This window comes from Candidatus Brachybacter algidus (genome assembly GCF_016707225.1).
GTDB classification, from domain to species: domain Bacteria; phylum Bacteroidota; class Bacteroidia; order Chitinophagales; family Saprospiraceae; genus Parvibacillus; species Parvibacillus algidus.
Genome location: NZ_JADJID010000012.1, coordinates 1 through 17,445, shown reverse-complemented (window position 1 = coordinate 17,445; position 17,445 = coordinate 1). Strand labels below are relative to the sequence as shown.

Genomic DNA, 17,445 nt, shown 5'->3' with positions numbered 1-17,445 from the left:
AAGTAGATTTCGTCATGTCATCTGGCGGCTTCAAGACTGCTGATGGCTAATCTAGCAGCGCTAATTAGAAATTTTTATATTTTTTTTTGCTTTTCTAAACAAATGCTGCAAGAAAATTAAGCAAGGGTTAATTTGTGTATAGTCGTCAGATGTCCTTCAGAAAACAGAAGGTAATTCGTAGCTTAACTTTTGCGCGCTAAATGACATATCTGTCCGGTCATATTTCTCGACTCTAAAACCTTTCAACACTAATTTCTTGCATCGTCGGATGTTTTCTTTAAATTTGAAAAAATAAGCGTATTCCTATGAATAAAATGGCTAGCCTTTGTGGCCTAATAGTGCTTTGCATGACGGCGTTTTCTGAGATTAATGGACAAGTTATTTCCGGATTGGAGAGGCTTGTCGCTGATAACGCCAAACTCACCAAAGTTTCCGATCAATTTATCTTTACTGAAGGGCCAACTACGGATAAAGCAGGCAATGTATATTTCACTGATCAGCCAAATAACAAGATATGGAAGTATGATACCAATGGACAGTTGACTGTGTTTATGGATGAAGCAGGAAGAGCCAATGGTCTCTATTTTGATAATGACGGCTACCTTATCGCCTGTGCGGATAGAGACAATGAAATGTGGCGAATCGATGCTGAAGGTAAGAAGGAAATTATTTTGAAAGGCCAGAATAATCAGCCATTTAATGGACCCAATGATGTGTGGGTTGCACCAAATGGGAATTTCTATTTCACTGATCCTTATTATCATAGACCTTATTGGAACCGAATTGAAAAGAAACCGGCACAACAAAATGTCTATTTGATGATAAATGGAAAAGGCACGGCTACCAAACTCGATAGCACATTGCTCCAGCCGAATGGCATTATTGGTAGTGCGGATGGCAAATGTCTTTACGTGGCGGACATTGTCGGCGATAAAACTTATAAATACAAAATAGGAAAAGGTGGAAAATTGACTGAACGTAAACTCTTTGTCAATCAAGGCTCAGATGGTATGATACTCGACAAATCCGGCAATCTATATCTCACAGGAAATGGGGTGACTATATATAATCAAGAAGGTAAAAAAATAGGGCACATCGATATTCCTTCCAATTGGACAGGAAATATTTGCTTCAGTGGAAAAGATCACAAAACGTTGTTTATCACTGCCTCAGAATCCATTTATACGTTGAAGATGAAAGTGTCTGGTCAATAGGCAAAAACGCTGAAAATGTTGCTCCTGTTTTTCATCAGAAAATTATACCTTTGCGCCATCGAATCGTAAAATAACCTCTGTGTTAGAATTATTCAGAAAGGATCAGCCCCTTGGCTACATTCTCTTGTTTTTTTATTGTGTGCTATTAAGGATACCATCCTTCATAGGGGAGACCAACTGGACGCCGTTGTCCAGCTCAGCATTTAGTGATATTGTTTATAATGCTATCGGTTATACGAGCATGGTGGCGCAGATCACCGGCACATTGTTGATATTTATTCAGGCCATCCTCATCAATGTGATGGTCAATAATAACAGAATTACCAGAGAGAGTAGTTTGTTTCCGGGATTATTCTACATTTTTATTTGTACCATGTTTCCGGATTTCAATTATCTATCGCCTGCTTTGATGGCCAATACTTTTGTTATTCTTGCATTGTTTAATGTTTTTAGTTCATATAAAAAATCAGGTCAAAGCGGGGACGTTTTCAATGCCGGGCTATTCGTCAGCACAGCTATGCTTTTCGATTTTAGTTACTGTATTTTTTTTATTTCATGCTTTGTTGGTTTTCTGATAGTAAGATCGTTCAGATTTATTGAGAGGGTGCAATACTTCTTAGGATTTGTGATACCTATATTTTTAGGTGGTACATATTATTTTTGGATGGGTCGACTGCCTGATTTTCTGATGAAATTTCCGGAGAATATTAAATGGCTTGATTGGGCGGCCAATGTCAATTATATTCTTTACATTAAATTGGCCATCCTGGTGTTTTTATTATTATTGACTGTATTAAATTACAGCAATTATGGTCGAAAGAATAATGTACATGCCATGCGTAAGGTGGACGTACTTCTTTGGTTCATGCTATTGCCCCTTATCACTTTTAGCTTCCAGTCCGGTATCAGGTTGGACCATTTTCTGATCATAGCGGTTCCGATGGGTATTTTGCTTGGATACTCTATGTTATTGATTTCAAATAAGCTGATCGCAGATATGATGCATCTCATATTAATTAGCATCTCATTTTTATTTCAATATATTTTACTTTAAAAATTTATAATTTTAATTTATATGAAGGCAGGTGTTGTAGTTTTTCCAGGTTCTAATTGTGATCATGACATGATTCATGCACTCAGCAATGTGATGGGAATAGAGACGAGAGAGATCTGGCATAAGGATGTAATACCGGAAGATTTTACTAAAGAGGATTGGATTGTTTTGCCGGGAGGTTTTTCCTATGGCGATTATCTGAGGTGTGGCGCGATCGCAAGATTTTCTAATGTAATGGCTTCAGTGATAGATTTTGCAAATGCTGGTGGTAAAGTACTTGGCGTTTGCAATGGTTTTCAGATACTCTGCGAATCACACTTATTACCAGGTGTACTTTTGAGAAATAAAGATCAAAAATTTATTTGTAAAAACATTCACCTAAGAACAGAAACAGGCAACACTATTCTGACTGGTCGATTAAATGAAGGAGATGTATTGAAAATACCAATTGCACACGCAGAAGGGCGCTTTCACGCTTCAGATGAGACTCTTCAGGAATTAATCGCCAACGATCAGATCCTTTTCAAATATTGTGATGAAAATGGCAATATCAACGAAGAGAGCAACTTCAACGGAGCTCTACATAACATAGCAGGAATATGTAATTCAGGACGTAACGTGTTTGGCATGATGCCGCATCCTGAGCGTGCTGCAGAAGATATTCTTGGCAATAGTGACGGATTGAGAATATTGGAAGGGCTGATGGCGGGAGTGGGAGTTTGAGTGATCGGGTGATCGGGTGATAGGGTGATGTGTGATCAGGTGATGGGTAATGAGTAATAGGTAATGAGTAATAGGGTGATGAGTAATGAATGGAATAATAGTATAAATCTCGGCCTCATTCTAACTTCTAAGTTGTAAATCACAAAATCATCTTAGAGTTACCTAATCCGTGTAATCATCCAAATCCTTTTAAATCCGTGATTCAGAAAAAGGGTAATGAGTAATCAGTAATATGCTTCGTCCTTTCTTACCAAATATAGAGGCCTGAAAGGTCGTTTCCCTTCAGCAAATTGCGAAAGCTGTTTGCTAAATGCCCAAATTTCCAAATTCCCAAATTTTACGATTGACCAGATCATTTAGATTGTGTATCATCCGTGTAATCATCCAAATCCTTTTAAAATCTGTGATTCTGAAAAAGGGTAATGAGTAATTGGCATTAAATTGTAATAAGAACGGAACCATAATCCCAACCACGGCATTTCATTCTAATTTCTAATTTCTAATTTCTAATTTCTAATTTCTAATTTCTAATTTCTAATTTCTCAAAAAAAAAAGCCGCTGAAACATCTTCAACGGCCTCTAAATCTTCGATCTACTCGATCTATATACTTGTTTCTGACATTTGTACCAAATTATTATTGATAAAATTCGTCAGATCAGCTCCAGTCAACATTTGCTGGCTCAATCTTGCAAGGTCATATAAGTTTTTCGCCATGTTTTCCTGTGCAGCATTGTCTTCCATTTTCAATAACTTATTAGCTATCAGTGGATGGTTAGAGTTGATGACAATGGTGTACATCTCCGGCATCTTTCCCATTGAATGACCCTGCAACATTTGCATTTCAGTCATCCTTCTCATAAACTCAGGTTTAACGATCTGTACAGGCTGTACATCAGAAGAAAGTGGCTTGACTTCTATCTTATTCATACTGTCCTTCAATACATTTTTGTACAATTCCTCTATCGACTTGATCTCAGATTCTGATAATAGTTCAGGAATTGTCTCGTCAGAAGAAATCAGGTGATCAGTAACATCGGAGTCAATTCTTTTGAATACAAAATCCCCTTTTTTGTACTCCAAATGCTGGATAAAGTGATTGTCGATGACTTGGTCCATTTCAAGGACATCATATCCTTTAGTTTTGGCAGCCTGAATATATGAATGGTGGTCGTTCAACACATTGCTGTAGAGGACAGTGATTTTACCATCTTTATCAGTTTGATTGTCCTTGATCTTTTCTTTATATTCATCGATGGTGAAGTATTGGCCATCTGTGTTTTTTAATAGAATTGATCCGCTTACTTTCTCCTCAAATTTATCATCAGACAAGTAACCATATTTAATGAAGGTTCCGATATCTGGCCATTTAGCCTCAAAGCCTGCACGATCTTGCTTGAATAAGTCATTCAACTTCTCAGCCACCTTTTTAGTTATGTAACCTGAGATCTTTCTCACATGACTATCTGCCTGAAGATAAGATCTGGAAACATTCAACGGAATATCAGGAGAATCTATCACTCCATGTAGCAACATCAGAAACTCAGGAACAATCTCCTTGACATCATCCGTCACAAATACTTGATTGGAATAAAGGTGGATCTTGTTTTTCTGAATGTCAAAATTGGTCTCGATCTTAGGAAAATATAGTACTCCTGTCAGGTTGAACGGGTAGTCAATATTGAGGTGGATCCAGAAAAGTGGATCACTGCTGTATGGATATAGTTCTTTGTAGAAGTTGATATAATCTTGCTCTGAAAGCTCAGAAGGTGATTTTTTCCAAAGTGGATTTGTATTGTTTATAATATTTGCAACTTCAATCTCGCGATCGGTTTTTTCTTCTCCTTCTCCTTCAGAAATTGTTTTCTTCTTCATGCCCAATTTAATTGGCACCGGAAGGAATTTGCAATATTTGTTTAGCAATTCTTGCAACTTATCATCTTCGGCATATTGCATTGCATCATCACTCAAGTGCAGGATGATTTCTGTGCCACGATCAGTTTTTTCTGAAGCGTTGATTTCGAAATTTGTATCACCTGTACATGACCAAATGACAGGTTCAGCATCTTCCTGATAAGATAATGTGTTGACTTCAACTTTGTCAGCTACCATAAATGCTGAGTAAAACCCAAGACCAAAATGCCCAATGATGTTTGCATCGTCTTTATATTTCTCAAGAAATTCCTGAGCACTTGAAAATGCTACTTGGTTAAGATATTTCTTTGTTTCTTCTGAGGTCAGCCCTATCCCTTTGTCCTTTATAGTAAGTGTTCTGGCTTCTTTGTTAGGGATGATTTCGATAGTCAGATCTCCTAACTCTCCTTTCGCAACTCCTTTGGAAGAGAGCGTTTTTAGTTTGGATGTTGCATCTACTGCATTTGAAATTAGTTCACGTAAGAATATCTCCTGTTCGGAGTATAAAAACTGTTTTATTATCGGGAAGATGTTTTCGGTATTAACCGTTATTTGTCCTTTTTCCATTATTACATTTGTTTGATTACTCTTCCTTTGTCAAATATTGTTCCAATACGGAGGAAGTGACAAAATGGCAAGGTATGAGGGAATTGAAAATTGAAAATTGAAAATGAGGCGAATAATGAGGATTTGCGAATGTTTTTGGGTTTAGCTTATTACTTATTACGTATTACATATTACTGATTACTTATTGCTGATGGCCAATGGCTTATGGCTAATGGCTCATTTGTGGAAACGGACTTCGTTTTTCAAAATAAGGAATAAAGAATGTTATAATTATCTCAGAGAAGGAACTCTGCTTGCAAAGGTGGACTTTTTGATTACTGATTACTGATTACTGATTACTGATTACTGATTACTGATTACTGATTACTGATTACTGATTACTGATTACTGATTACTGATATTTTAACTACTTTTACCACAATTACATTTATGTTCAGACTCGAAGATATACAAGGATTAGATGCTTTGAAGAGCGAAGTGATGACGATGGTTCACAACGATCATTTTCCTCATGCTACCTTATTCTTAGGAAACGAAGGCAATGAGAAATTACACTTTGCTTACGTCGTAGCCAGAATGCTAATGTGCGAGAATAGAGAAACTGAAGGGCTTTGCAATGTGTGTAATTCCTGTAAAAGTCAATGACATTTACACATCCGGATATTTTGTTCTCCTTTCCATTTGTGAAATCAGGTACGGGGGATTTCCAGGCAGATGATTTTCTAATGGATTGGAAGAAAACCTTCAAGGCCAACCCATACATGAACGTTTATGAATGGTCACAAGCGCAGGATGCCGGAGGAAAGCAACCCAATATTAATGCTTTTGAGTGTCTGCAGATCACCAGGAAACTTCAGATGAAACCATTCGAATCGGATCGTAAAGTATTACTTTTGTGGATGCCTGAATACCTTGGCAAGGAAAGTAACAGGTTATTGAAGATACTGGAAGAGCCACCTGCAGATACTTACATTATCCTTGTGGCAGAAGATACCGAACGATTGTTACCGACGATCATGTCCAGATGTCAACTTTTTAAAATTAAAGAAATGGATCAGGAAGGCGTTAAAACTGTTCTGACTTCTTTTTTTCACAAAAATAATGAGGAAGCTCAGATGGCATCTTACCTCGCCAATGGTAATATGATTGAAGCGCTGTCACTTTTTAATGAAAATAATCTTGAAAAAAATGACATCTTCGTAGAGTGGTTGAGGCTATGTTATTCCTTCCAACACATAGAAATAATCAAATGGGTTGACCACTTTGCCACATATACAAGGGAAGTTCAGAAATATATTCTTAAATTTGGCATTCATTTCGTAAAAGAGATGATAAAAATTAAATATAATTTTGGAAAAAATGAGATCAATCTACCTGAAAAAATGGTTGATATCGCTTCCAAACTTTGTCCACTGTTGAGTTTTGAAAGTATTGAGGAGTTGATACAGATCCTGGACAGAGAAATTTACTTAACTGAAAGAAATTGCAATGCGAAAATGCAACTCATGTACACCTCTGGACATATCCACAGGTTGTTTCAGGGAAAGCGGTTTTTAGCATAGATTTCTCTAAATAAAAACAAAATGGCTTGCACAAGTTGCGGTACAGACGGAGACAAATCCAAAGGATGCAGATCCAATGGAGGTTGTGACTCCGGAGGATGTAATAAATTAAATACTTACGACTGGCTTTCAACCATGGAGCTTGAGGATCCATCGGAGGTAAATCTTGTCGAAGTAAGCTTTAGAAATGGCGCCCACAAAGCTTTCTTTAAACTTCAGAACATGCTACAAGCCGAGACTGGTGATACTGTTGTGGTTGAGGCAGATGGAGGTTATGATGTGGGTGAGATATCACTCAAAGGCGCTCTGGTGCCACTACAGATGAAGAAAAAGTCTGTGGATATTAATACTGCAGTAAGATCAGTCATGAGAGTCGCTTCTCAACAGGATGTAGACAAATTGGTACAAGCAAGAAGTAATGACCGGGACACAATGGTCAGAGCAAGAGCCATATCGGCCATGTTAGGTATAGATATGAAGATCGGTGATGTTGAGTTTCGAGCAGATATGAAGAAAGCTACTTTCTTTTATACAGCTGACGGAAGAGTGGATTTCCGGGAGCTCATCAGACATTTTGCAAAAGAATTTCGTGTTAAGATAGAAATGCGCCAGATAGGATCACGACAGGAATCATCCAGAATAGGTGGTTTAGGGTCGTGTGGTCGTGAATTATGCTGCTCCACATGGCTTACAGATTATAAATCAGTGACTACCAATGCAGCGAGGTATCAAAACCTTTCAATCAATCAGGCAAAATTATCCGGTCAATGTGGTCGCCTAAAATGTTGCCTGAATTATGAGTTGGATGTCTATATGGAAGCATTGGAAGATTTTCCTACTAATGCGGACAATCTTCAATACGCAGGTGGGTATGCTAAACTGATCAAAACAGATATTTTTAAGAAATTGATGTTCTACATCAAAAAAGATAAAAAAGGTCGCGAAGCTTTCATCACTATGACGGTAGATGAAGTAGTAGCAATGCAAAAGGATATATCAAGAGGAAAGATACCTGAAGATATTGTATCTACAAGAGTAGAATATCTGGAAGATATCGATCACATGAAGTCAGAGGATCTTACAGGTCATATTGAATTGCCGGAAGAGAGAAGAAAAGCTAAGAAAAAAAATAAAGGCCGAGGTGAAGGAAGCGGCAGAACGGAAGGTCAGCCAAGACCTGATAGACAGGCTAGACCTGAAGGCAATACGCGCAATCAGCGTGATGGAGAACGCAAGGAAAACGGCCCACGAAAAGATGAAAACAAAAGGCCACAGAATCAGCAAAGATCTAATCAAAATAGACCGGAACGCCGGCCGGATGGCCCTCGTCCTGAAAGAGGCCCTGACGATAAAAGACCTGATGCAAGACCAAGTGGTCCACGTCCTGACAGAAGTCCCAAAGAAAATGGTCCTGATAAATGGCCTGAAGGAAAGAGACCTGAAAGAGGACCTAATGAAAAGCGACCAGATAGAAAACATGAAGGTTCACGGCCTGAAAATCGTTCCGAGAATAAACCTGAAGCAAATAAAAATGTTATATTCCCGTTATCCGGAGGGCAAACTCCTCCAGTTAATGAAAACAATGGCGGAATAGAAAATGCTTCGCAAGGTCCGCGTCCCGAGAATCCTAATAAAAAGAGGAATAACAATAGACGCAATAATCGACCTAACAGGCCTGCTAAACCTGGTGGAGGGGAGAATGATCCTACAACACCTAAAGATTAATTAAATTAAAAAAACGTTTTTTATGTCTTACGACGTCGTAGTGATTGGCTCTGGCCCAGGTGGTTATATTTGTGCTATTCGATGTGCACAGCTTGGTTTAAAGACAGCTATTGTAGAAAAATATAAGTCATTGGGAGGCACTTGCCTCAACGTTGGATGCATTCCTTCTAAAGCATTGCTTGACTCATCTGAGCATTATTTTAATGCAGTTCATCATTTCATGGATCATGGTATTTCTACCGGAGAAGTGAATATGGATGCAGCTAAAATGTTTGAAAGGAAGAAAGGTGTCGTTGATACTGTTGCAAAAGGTGTTTCCTACCTGATGTCTAAAAATAAAATTGAAGTACTTCAGGGTATTGGTAGCTTTATCAATGCGAACTCCATTAATGTAGTGAATGACGCAGGTGAAAATCTAATGCTCGAGAGTAAATATTTTGTAATCGCAACAGGTTCTAAACCTATCACTCCAGCAGCATTCAATTACGACAAAAAAAGAGTAATCACATCTACAGAAGCTTTATCATTGGGTGAGATACCGAAATCAATGGTTGTCATTGGTGCTGGTGTCATAGGCCTTGAACTGGGCTCAGTATATGCAAGATTAGGTACCAAAGTCGATGTGGTAGAATTTACAGATAAGTGTATCGGAACCATGGACATGGACTGTGGAAAAGAACTACAAAAAGTTTTGAAGAAAGAGGGATTCACCTTCCATTTAAATCATGCGGTTACAACAGTCAAATCAACTAAAAATAAGGTTACCGTAGAATTCAAGCAAAATGGTCAGGAAGAAGTCAAGAAGATCGATGCTGATTATTGTTTAGTAGCCATTGGCAGAAGACCTTATACTGATGGGTTGCATGCTGAAGCAGCAGGAGTTCTTGTGGATGAAAAAGGCAGAATAGACGTAGATGGTCATTTAAGGACGACTGTTCCGAATATATTCGCCGTTGGAGATGTTGTAAAAGGTGCTATGTTGGCTCACAAAGCTGAAGAAGAAGGCGTATTTGTGGCTGAAACTATAGCGGGCCAGCGTCCGCATATTAATTACAATCTTATTCCTGGCGTAGTATATACCTGGCCTGAAGTAGCTGCAGTTGGCGAAACAGAGGCTCAATTAAAGGATCGTGGAGTAGAATATAAAGTTGGTAAATTTCCATTTAAAGCCCTTGGCAGAGCTAAAGCAAGTGGCGATGAGGCCGGTTTCGTTAAAGTGCTTGCCGATAAAACTACAGATGAAATACTCGGTGTTCATATGATAGGACCACGTGCGGCTGATTTGATAGCAGAAGCGGTGGTGGCAATGGAATATAGGGCATCAGCAGAGGATATTGGAATTATATCGCATGCGCATCCTACATACTCCGAAGCATTCAAAGAAGCGGCATTAGACGCTACGGGAAAAAGAGCGCTGAATATTTAACTCAGAAATCAGAAATCAGAAATCAGAAATCAGAGGTCAAGTCAGAAGTCAGAGGTCAGAAATCAGAATCTCGCCCGACACAGTGTTACGGAGGCGGGGAAACTCCGATGATTGTGTTCGGTAAAAAGGACAATTCAGAAAATACTAAAGCGATCTGGCCTTTTTATAATCAAGGATATAAAATACTTTCAACCTTTAGTATTTAACAAAAGGAATATTTAAAGTTTTGTTCAGCTGATAACTCAGCTGAATCTCTCAAAATATTTATTGGGCATTACCGTTATTATTGATGAAATCAAATAATAATTGATGTTATTCTTCCAACTATTTATTTCCTTCTTTTTGCTTAGTAAGCAAAATGCACATGTTGAGCTGTCTGCGCTATCAGGAACTCAATGGCGTTTGGTTCAATGTAATTATGACAATAAATTGCGTACTGTTAATCATAGAGCAACATTGACATTCGCAGATGATCTTTCAGAAATGATTGGAAACGATGGTTGTTCAGACATTAATTGTCAAATAGTAGTCGGCTACAATAAAATTACCATCAAAAGTATTACTTCACCCGGTAAGAAAAGTTGTGTTGGAAAAGAAAAACTCACAGTCGCAAAAAACTTTATCTCAACGCTTAGAAATCATACATCCTACAAAATATCTGGTAATTATCTTACTTTTTATAATGGTTCTATAGCCCGACTGGTCTTTGCAAAAATTATTTCTGACGGGGAGGAGTCTACTATTATTAAAAGGTCTTATAAAGTTGATCCTGTTTATTACAACAAGGGAGGGCGGAAGTATCTTAAACTGCATGATTTTGTCTCGCAAACCAATATTTATATTGAAAAAATTGCAGGTTTTAGTTTTGTCCCTGGATATATTTACAACATTGAAATGAAGACGACAATACTAGGAGAAGGTACTTCAAAGAAAACAAATTATGAACTGATAAGGGTTGTCTCTAAAGTTGAAAAGTGAATAACTTCTTATAGCTTATTTCAGCCAGCTTTGAACTCTGATCATGAACGAATAGATCCTTTGATTTTAAGTTTTGTGAATTCGTCAGTACAATATCATAAATAAAAAAAGAGGCCGATTTTTATATCAAGCCTCTCTTTTTATACCAATCAAAGACATATTGTCTTATTATTTACCGTCTAGTCAATTTTAACAATTCTTCCACTATAAACTTCCTTTTCGGATTTTATCAGAATACCATATATTCCGGAACTTAGAGAACTTACATCAAGTTGCTTTTTATCTTGATTTGTAAATTTATCTGTCTTAACAATTTGTCCCAATGCATTTACAATAGTGATCTCTCCATTAATTGTCTTTCCAGTGGACAAAGTAATCAAACTATTGGTCGGATTGGGTGCTATGTTGATTTGATGGGTTTTTATCCTTCCGGTAGCGAGTGGTAGATTTTCTAAGTTTATAGTGTCAGAAACGAACAAACAACCATTGCCATCAATAACTTCATAGAAATACATGCCTGCTCCAATATTTAACAACGCTGATTCATTGCCTGGAAATAGTGCGCCATCTTTATACCATCTATAAATATATGTTGGGATTCCTCCGGCATTTACTACACTTATTGAACCATTGTTTTCACCAAAATCCGGTTTGATTAGATTTGCATTTACTTGTCTTATTGCAGAAGGTTGTTTAATCGTGAACGTATCAAGACTTTGACAACCGGCTTCATCAGAAAGGTGCACATTATATTTACCTGCAGAAAGGTTTAATCTGCAAAGTTCACTGGATTCATCATCCCAAAATATAGAATATGCGCCAGTAGCATTCTGAACACTAAGGCAGATGGCACCATCAGTGTCTCCATAGCATTTTACATCCTGGATCACCAGGTTGCCCGGTCTGAGCAGACATCCTTCTACATTTATTATAAAAAATTCTGAAAAATTACACCCGTTAGCATCTGTCACTGAATAACTGTGCAATCCATTGAATAAATTATCAAATGTTACTATACCCGTGTAAGAGGAAATAGTATCAGCCACATCAAATATCAAGGTATACGGAGGCACTCCTCCAGAAAATATAAATTTAACTTCCCCATCCACAAAATCAGGATTAGTCACATCAGTCACATTTAATATTTTCTTAAATGGAGGTGGTTGATTGATATTGAAATATCCATGCGTCACACATCCGGCATTATCGGTAATAGTAACGGTATATTTTCCGGATTTAACATTATTTAAGTCTTGATCTTGATTGCCATTTGACCATGAATATACATAAGGAGCTGTTCCTCCTGATACATCTAGTGCGATACTTCCGGAATTGTCACCATTGCAATCAATATTTTCAATCAGCGCATCATTTACCACAAGTGTGCAATTGTATGGATAGATATATAATGAAGTCAATGCATTGCAGCCTTTGACATCAGTAATAGTGATCGTGTAATATCCCGGCTTAAGATTACTCCTGTCTTTGCTCACCGGGCCATCGGACCAGGTAAAGGTATAAGGAGCTGTTCCCCCGGTTGCGATAATATTTGCTTTTCCATTATTAAGACCCGGGCCACTTTCATTGAGAAAATCGATATCTGCAGCAATAGGATCAGGCTCTGAAAGTGTAAGTGTATCTGCGACAGTGCACCCAAATGCATCTGTCACAGTGACTGAGTAATCACCTGCTATCAGAGAACTTATCGTCTTCAAAGTAGTACCATTCTCCCATTCATATGTATATGGAGGTACTCCTCCATCTGCGAAAATACTTAATAAGCCATTGTAGCTTCCCTGACAGCTTGGTTGATTGACAACATTCGTACTCACTTTTATATTCGTTGGTTCCAGGATAGTGGCTGTGGCTCTGGCTTCGCAACCATCGACATCGGACACGGTCACACTATATTCTCCGGCACTAAGTCCAACGACTGTGGCTGTGCCTGCACCATTAGACCAAAGATAAGATGTCGGAAAAGGAATGGAAGTGATCACGGTAGCTGCTCCTGTGCTTCCTCCATTGCATTTGACATTGTCAATATTCGTAGTTGAGGCGGTAAAATCACCTTTCTTTATGATTGAGGTGGATGCTACATAAGTGCATAGATTTGCATCTGTAATAGTCACGAATTTCTGTCCCGGAGAATCAAATGATGCTGTGTTGCCAGTTTGGTCGTTTGACCATAGAAAAGTATAAGGAGGCACCCCGGAACTTGGCACGACAATAGCCTCAGCAGACACAGTTGAATTGCAAGGTATATCAGTCTTTATGATCGTACCGAATACAGGAAATGGTTGATTCACAGTGACGTTATTATAAAAAGTATCAATGCCGTCATCAGTGATTGTCAGGCCATATGATCCTGCTTTCAATCCTTCTATATTTTTTGTGGTATCTCCTGTATTCCATCTATATTTATATGGAGCTCTGCCGCCAACTACAGTGACATTGACATAACCGTCATTTCCGCCACTGCAGGTCACAGGACTAGAACTGAAAGAAGCACCAATTTTTGTGTAAGGAGATTTAAAATAATAAGTTTTGAAAGTACCAATTGCTACATCTCCCGTGATGCTGGAATCTGCATTTCCGAGTAATCCTGTAGAATATATTTTAATATTTTGGCTAAAGGCTTCTTCTTCTTTAGGTGAATGCCAGTTGATAGACCATTCTACAACATTATTTGCAGGGAAAATTGCGGCCGGCCTATGTTCAAAATAATCTCTATAATTTTGGACAGAGACTGCTGAACCTGGAGATGGATTGCTGAATGTGCCCATTTTTTCAAGTCGCTCATTGATGAGTGTCATCTGAAAGCCGGCCTGCGAAGCTGTGCCGAAAGTCTTAGTCATTCTGATTGTAATCGGATAGTCCGTATCAGGGCTCAAGGTATCAGGCAATCCAACTATTTCTATCAGACCTGTCGATGCATTGCTCGTTGGTGCTATGTGACATGATCCACAAGTGAGTTCCCCGGGAGCTCCGGTATGATAATTAGGTGGATCGTCTACCCATGCAGTTAGGGATGCTATGATGAGCGCTATGGCGGATAGTACGTAGAATTTTTTTGTAAATAGGTTCATATACTGTTGGGATTTAGTTTTATCCAAGGGAACAAATATAAAAACAATTATTCGACTGATTTTCATTCTTGCGAAAATATAACATTTACAAGGGACGTTTTACAAGTCATTGTGAATTAACATTTTGAATAAAGAAAATTATTATTACTTTTGCTAGCAAATTTTAACACTATAATCCATTTTCTTGATGCGTAACCTTTTACAATTCTCAGGCCAATTCTTTATATTATTGTTGATTTCCCTTATTTTTAGCCAATGCGTGAAAGAAGAAGGTGACTTAAACATAAAGCCCTTATTCGAAAACCCAACTAATTACAGCAACGAAATTGCACTTTCCTGGAATGCACAAATGCAGGACTTGGAGCGATATACGCCAGGTTACAAGTCTCCCATCGCTGCCAGAACATTAGCATATACTAACCTTGCCGCATACGAATCTATTGTTCAGGCCATGCCGAATGAATTTAATTCTATAGCTGACAAATATCTTCAGATCTTAATGCCTAAAATTCAACCTAAAGAATCATATTTCTGGCCGGTAGTGATGAACAGTGCATATAAATTTTCTATACAACATTATTACAAGACGGCTCCAATCGAGCAGCAGTTGCAAGTAATACAATTGTATGACAAATTACACAAAGAATATTCAGCTCAGATCGATCCATCTATCATAGCAAGATCTATAGAATTTGGCCAATCAATAGCGAGTACTATATATGAATGGTCCAAAACGGATGTTGTAGGAAGCGAAGCATACAGAAATATAACGGATCCTAATTATGTACTACCGTTAGGTGAAGGATTTTATAAACCTACCTATCCTGACTTTTCGGCTCCCATATTACCTAATTGGGGAAATGTAAGAAATTTTGTTTCTAAGGAGCTTCCTTAGATATACCCGCTCCTTTCGAGTATAGCACCGATCCTGAATCACCGATGTACAAGCAGGCTAAATATGTACGTGAATTAACTGAGAGTATTAGAAACAATAAGCAATCTGAAGACTATTGGATGGCTGAATTCTGGAGTGATGATTTTTCTACAGTTACATTTACTCCTGCCGGAAGATGGGCTGCTATCGCCGGTCAGGTGATCAAACAAGAGAATTCAAACATGGCTGATGCAGCTATGATTTATGCCAAAGTTTCAATTGCACTTTGTGATGCCGGTATTGGAGCATGGCAAAATAAATACAAGTACAATGTTCTAAGACCGGTTGATTATATCCGTGAGAATATTGATGCTAACTGGAACACTATACTTACTCCGGATCTCCTCGGCAAATATTATACACCTCAGGATCCATCTTACCCATCAGAGCACGCTACCTATGGCGCTGCTACAGCAGGGGTTTTAGCTGAAATATTTGGAGATCAATACACGCTCACTGACAGATGTCATGAAGGCAGACTGGAATTCAGAAGTGATCCGAGAACTTTTTACAGCTTTAGTTCAATGGCAAAGGAAGTTGCTTATTCGAGGATGCCGCTAGGCGTTCATTTGCAAGAGGATGGCGATGCCGGATTACTTCTTGGGGCTCAAATAGCTGTGGAGGTGAACAAGATGCAATTTAAGAAGTAGGATATTAGCGCATTAATGCATTATCACTTTAGCGCTTTGGCACATTAAAAAGTCGACTGTTCACCTAAAACAACTATAATTGTGTATTATCAAATTGGCTTACAGATAATTTTTTACAATTTGATATTAGAAGGGCGCATTTTGATTTTTAGCAAGTTATACACATGAAACGAACACATATGTCATAATTGCCCAAAATTTGATAAAACCTGAGAACTGAAAGTCGTTGTCCAAACTTTATTTGCATATTACAGAATTGCAAAATTCGTAATTATTTGTAAAGAAACTAGTCAAATGTATACCTTTTGTACATTATTTGTACAAATACACACAACTTAACTATATTTTACTCTCAAAAGAAGGACAAGGGCAAGACCTTATCCCTGCTAAACTCTATAATACTCCTTTTAATACTATATACGGTCATACTATTCTACTTCTTCTTCGGTACCGGATCAAAACCATATCCACCCCATGGATGACAGCTGAAACATGCGTTTTAATGCAAGCCAACCTCCTTGAAAATTCCCCATTCTCTAAGAGCGTCGATGGCATAATGCGAACAAGTTGGTTGATAACGGCACTTATTGGCGCCGAGGAGTGGGCTCAGTGTTAGTTGGTAGAGCCTGATGGGCAGTATCAATATTTTTACCAATATCTTTCCGATTGCATTCATATACTTTCTACCAACAACCTAATTTTAAAAATAGTTTTTCCTAAAAGGAAGTCCGATCTGAAGCATTTAGAATACAATGGTTAAAATTCATATTTTTACGACAAATTATCATGTTGAATAAAGTAATTGTCCTCATACCTGTTTACAAAACAATATCTTCAGAGGAGGAAAAAGGTCAATGGTACAGACTTTAAAGATTCCTGGGAATCATCCGATACGTATCATTGGCCCTGGAAAATATTGACTACTGAGAGTACCAGGAATTGGGTTTAAAGAAGAGCAGATCATTGAGAATGCATGCCGAACACTTTAAGGGCATTGCAGCTTACAATAAAATGCTTTGTGCCAAATGGTTTTACAGAACATTCGAGGACTTTGAATATATCTTCATCATGCAGAATGACGCATGGGTATTCAGAGATGAATTGGATATGTGGTGTAGTAAGGGTTATGATTATATCGGTTCACCTTGGCTCTGGAAGCCGGAACAAACGAAGGCGAAGGTATGGATAGAACTTTTCCCGATCATGAAAGGAGAAATAGGGAATGGCGGAGTGAGTCTGCGGCGGACGAAGACATTTATCAAATTAAGTAATGTTGCATCTTTGATTTATGCGCTGATCAAAAAAAATGAAGACTTTATATGGCTATTGGTCGCCAAACTTCCTTTTGTAAAAATAAAAAAGCCAGGGATTAAAGAAGCGTTGCGTTTCTGCATAGAAATGGAACCTGAGCAAGCGATAGAAATGATCGGAGGGGAGATCCCATTCACAGTGCATGCTTATGAAAGGTATGGCATGGAATTTTGGAGGAAATATATGGAATAGATAATTAAGAAAGAATATATAAGAGGCCCAAATGTTATTGTGCAAATAACTTCAAAACAACTTAAATAAACATACATATCAGCACTCAAGTATTTTAGTAAAATCGGTCAA

At 38.1% G+C, this 17,445-nt stretch carries 13 protein-coding genes and 1 pseudogene; 11 read left to right on the top strand and 3 right to left on the bottom strand.

The window, feature by feature from the left end; genetic code table 11:
- Positions 1-347 precede the first annotated feature (347 nt).
- From IPI15_RS19420 to purQ, 3 genes are all read left to right on the top strand, one after another.
- Positions 348-1,214 carry an SMP-30/gluconolactonase/LRE family protein gene (locus IPI15_RS19420; RefSeq protein ID WP_287402150.1) on the top strand — a complete coding sequence of 289 codons (867 nt, stop codon included), beginning with the start codon at positions 348-350 and terminating at the stop codon, positions 1,212-1,214.
- 79 nt (positions 1,215-1,293) lie between these two features.
- A complete protein-coding gene (locus IPI15_RS19415) occupies positions 1,294-2,268 on the top strand; it encodes a DUF6427 family protein (RefSeq protein WP_287421835.1) in 975 nt (324 codons plus the stop codon).
- A 21-nt stretch (positions 2,269-2,289) separates the two neighbouring features.
- Positions 2,290-2,991: a phosphoribosylformylglycinamidine synthase subunit PurQ gene (purQ, locus tag IPI15_RS19410; protein WP_287402154.1), complete on the top strand. Its 702-nt coding sequence runs from the start codon at positions 2,290-2,292 to the stop codon at positions 2,989-2,991.
- A gap of 601 nt (positions 2,992-3,592) precedes the next feature.
- Here purQ and htpG read toward each other — a convergent pair.
- Positions 3,593-5,470 carry a molecular chaperone HtpG gene (gene htpG / locus IPI15_RS19405; protein ID WP_287421834.1) on the bottom strand — a complete coding sequence of 626 codons (1,878 nt, stop codon included), beginning with the start codon at positions 5,468-5,470 and terminating at the stop codon, positions 3,593-3,595.
- A gap of 429 nt (positions 5,471-5,899) precedes the next feature.
- On the opposite strand from htpG, the gene IPI15_RS19400 reads away from it, so the two are divergent.
- From IPI15_RS19400 to IPI15_RS19380, 5 genes are all read left to right on the top strand, one after another.
- The gene (locus IPI15_RS19400; RefSeq protein WP_287421833.1) at positions 5,900-6,115 is read left to right on the top strand and encodes a DNA polymerase III delta subunit-related protein; all 216 of its coding nucleotides are present in this window, start codon (positions 5,900-5,902) and stop codon (positions 6,113-6,115) included.
- Positions 6,112-7,032: a DNA polymerase III subunit gene (locus IPI15_RS19395; RefSeq protein ID WP_287421832.1), complete on the top strand. Its 921-nt coding sequence runs from the start codon at positions 6,112-6,114 to the stop codon at positions 7,030-7,032. Before IPI15_RS19400 ends, IPI15_RS19395 begins: the two co-directional genes overlap by 4 nt.
- 21 nt (positions 7,033-7,053) lie before the next feature.
- Positions 7,054-8,757 (top strand): PSP1 domain-containing protein, encoded by a 1,704-nt coding sequence (locus IPI15_RS19390; RefSeq protein ID WP_287402158.1) that lies wholly within the window; start codon positions 7,054-7,056, stop codon positions 8,755-8,757.
- Positions 8,758-8,779: 22 nt separating this feature from the next.
- Positions 8,780-10,183, top strand: a complete 1,404-nt coding sequence (lpdA, locus tag IPI15_RS19385) for a dihydrolipoyl dehydrogenase (RefSeq protein ID WP_287402160.1) — start codon at positions 8,780-8,782, stop codon at positions 10,181-10,183.
- Positions 10,184-10,492: 309 nt separating this feature from the next.
- Positions 10,493-11,161 (top strand): META domain-containing protein, encoded by a 669-nt coding sequence (locus tag IPI15_RS19380; RefSeq protein ID WP_287421831.1) that lies wholly within the window; start codon positions 10,493-10,495, stop codon positions 11,159-11,161.
- 179 nt (positions 11,162-11,340) lie between these two features.
- On the opposite strand, the gene IPI15_RS19375 is transcribed toward IPI15_RS19380, so the two are convergent.
- The gene (locus IPI15_RS19375; RefSeq protein ID WP_287421830.1) at positions 11,341-14,247 is read right to left on the bottom strand and encodes a T9SS type A sorting domain-containing protein; all 2,907 of its coding nucleotides are present in this window, start codon (positions 14,245-14,247) and stop codon (positions 11,341-11,343) included.
- A 187-nt stretch (positions 14,248-14,434) separates the two neighbouring features.
- Between IPI15_RS19375 and IPI15_RS19370 the strand changes: the two genes are divergently transcribed.
- Both IPI15_RS19370 and IPI15_RS19365 read left to right on the top strand, forming a co-directional pair.
- On the top strand, positions 14,435-15,142 hold the full coding sequence (locus tag IPI15_RS19370) for a hypothetical protein (protein ID WP_287421829.1): 708 nt from the start codon (positions 14,435-14,437) through the stop codon (positions 15,140-15,142).
- A gap of 44 nt (positions 15,143-15,186) precedes the next feature.
- Positions 15,187-15,831 carry a vanadium-dependent haloperoxidase gene (locus IPI15_RS19365; RefSeq protein ID WP_287421828.1) on the top strand — a complete coding sequence of 215 codons (645 nt, stop codon included), beginning with the start codon at positions 15,187-15,189 and terminating at the stop codon, positions 15,829-15,831.
- A gap of 433 nt (positions 15,832-16,264) precedes the next feature.
- Here IPI15_RS19365 and yidD read toward each other — a convergent pair.
- Positions 16,265-16,507, bottom strand: a pseudogene (gene yidD / locus IPI15_RS19360) (membrane protein insertion efficiency factor YidD).
- 293 nt (positions 16,508-16,800) lie between these two features.
- On the opposite strand from yidD, the gene IPI15_RS19355 reads away from it, so the two are divergent.
- Positions 16,801-17,334: a DUF5672 family protein gene (locus IPI15_RS19355; RefSeq protein WP_287421826.1), complete on the top strand. Its 534-nt coding sequence runs from the start codon at positions 16,801-16,803 to the stop codon at positions 17,332-17,334.
- Positions 17,335-17,445 lie beyond the last annotated feature (111 nt).